Source organism: Paenibacillus sp. S150 (assembly GCF_019352175.1).
Taxonomy (GTDB): domain Bacteria; phylum Bacillota; class Bacilli; order Paenibacillales; family Paenibacillaceae; genus Paenibacillus_AQ.
Genome location: NZ_JACBYI010000086.1, coordinates 1 through 1,922, shown reverse-complemented (window position 1 = coordinate 1,922; position 1,922 = coordinate 1). Strand labels below are relative to the sequence as shown.

Genomic DNA, 1,922 nt, shown 5'->3' with positions numbered 1-1,922 from the left:
AGGTATCTGCTTGGGAAACGGAACGCAACCAAATTCAGAAATCTGTCGATTGGCAATTTACCACGGAGCAGGCACGAGGAAAGTTAAAGCATTTATATCCTGAAATTTAATGTGGTCATGGTACTAGAGTATAAAGCGAAGCTTAAATAAAAAAGGTGGTAACTGAGAATTTACTCCCAATTACCACTTATTCTATACAAAATTCAACATGCGCCAGGTCTATCCTTCCTCAGCCCATTTATTTCGTATAAACCCAAATGATTATATCAACGCCTTATAGTAACTGTTCACATTTTATTTGTTCTACTTGCAAATTTTTGAAAACTGGCAAAATACGTTCCAGATACCAACTAAAATCAGTAATATCGATATCATCTTTAACTTTAATTTTCTTTCTTGCTATTGATAAGCTAAATATCATTTGATTTGTGTTAAATATTAGCAGTTCACATCCGACTTCACAATCCACCTGCATTAACTCAATTCCAATTATTTCTTTTTGCTCCTGCTTTTTTTTTAAGATATCAATGAGACTGTCTCTATGGAGAATAGTAGATGTCCAATCGAAACCATCATTATCCCCTAAAGGTAGTATTGTAACCTCCCCATTACTGTTGACATATTTCCAACCTTCATTTACAAAATTCTGAAATAAATCAGCCAGTGATAAATTTGCACGACTGCGCTCGCTTAAACATATATTTATCGAAGCTGATATTGACATAAGTCTTTCCTCCTTCTTATTCCCACTCAGTAAATTTAATTCCCTTCGTTGTTAGCCAATCTTTAATAGCTTTTGGAATTGGAGTATTAGAGTGCAGTTCATATGAAGCGCCATTCTGAGCTGCAATTTTCAATCGGCTTCCCATGTCTGACTTAAATTTATTTAGTCTCTCCGTTGAACTTGTGATTTGATCCCAATATCCCCCAGATTTCGCTTCATACCAAACATTATCTACAGCCCCATCAAATTCTCTATTTTGAACCTTGAAGCTTCCTCTACCTTGCAACGTTTTAACAAGAAAATCCTCAAATTCTTTCCCAATTAACCCCTTTGCACTGTTTTTCACTGCCTTAGCAGCTTCCTCTGCTTTCACTGCTTTTTTTGCACCATTTATTAATGCTTGAACACCCGAGGCAGCTTTAACAGCACCATTTTCCACAAGCATGAAGTTTCTTTTTATAAACTCAGCTGCGGCTGCCCCTCTTACATCCATGGAATACCTTGTGTCTCCCATGATTTGAGTTAGTTCAAATTGATTCATGTCAGAAAAGTATTTAAATCCAGGTGTACTCCCCCCTACCCCGGCTCCCATTTGTGCATCATGTCCCGTCGGATCACTATAAATCAACGGATTATTACTTACATACGTATACAAATTCTGACTCAGCGGATTATCAATCTGTCCCTCAACCGTATCCTCATTGAGAAACCGCCCCATACCCGGATCATAATACCGCGCCCGCAGATAGTAAAGCCCGGTTTCGGCGTCGTACACTTCTCCGGTGTACTTGAAGGAGTTGGAGATGCCCTCCACCTGGCTCGTGATGTTCCCCCACTCGTCATAAGTGTAGTTGTTAACCACGGCTCCGCCCGTATTGACAATCTGCACCACGTCGCCATGGCCGTTATACAGGTAGTAATAGTCCTTGGAGGCCTTTTTGTCCTTCTTCACCAGCACCCGGTCGCCCCGCACAAAGTTCGCTTGTTCCGTAAATACGCCGCCAACGATCTTCTCCTCGGAGATGACCTGCCCCTGGAAATCATAATTCACCTGGGTTTGTGTGCTGCCACTTGTCTTCATGAACCGCATCCCGTCGGCATAATACTGGAAGCTGGTCGTGCTGCTTCCCTGGGTCACCGAGGTTAAGGTGTTCTGTAAATCATATGTGTAGCTGGTGTCTGCCAGATCCAGATTCAC

General features: G+C 41.3%; 2 protein-coding genes. Both read right to left on the bottom strand.

Annotated elements, in window-relative coordinates; genetic code table 11:
* Nucleotides 1–274 precede the first annotated feature (274 nt).
* Complete coding sequence (locus HYD27_RS31605) at nucleotides 275–724, bottom strand: hypothetical protein (RefSeq protein WP_219221743.1); 450 nt, start codon at nucleotides 722–724, stop codon at nucleotides 275–277.
* 16 nt (nucleotides 725–740) lie between these two features.
* Nucleotides 741–1,922, bottom strand: a 1,182-nt coding sequence (locus tag HYD27_RS32305) for an RHS repeat-associated core domain-containing protein (protein WP_228745459.1), incomplete at its 5' end; no start/stop codon positions are given.

Bases quoted from the DNA above. Each gene is read 5' to 3' on its own strand.
- HYD27_RS31605 (WP_219221743.1), bottom strand. From the start codon at position 724: ATGTCAATATCAGCTTCGATAAATATATGTTTAAGCGAGCGCAGTCGT.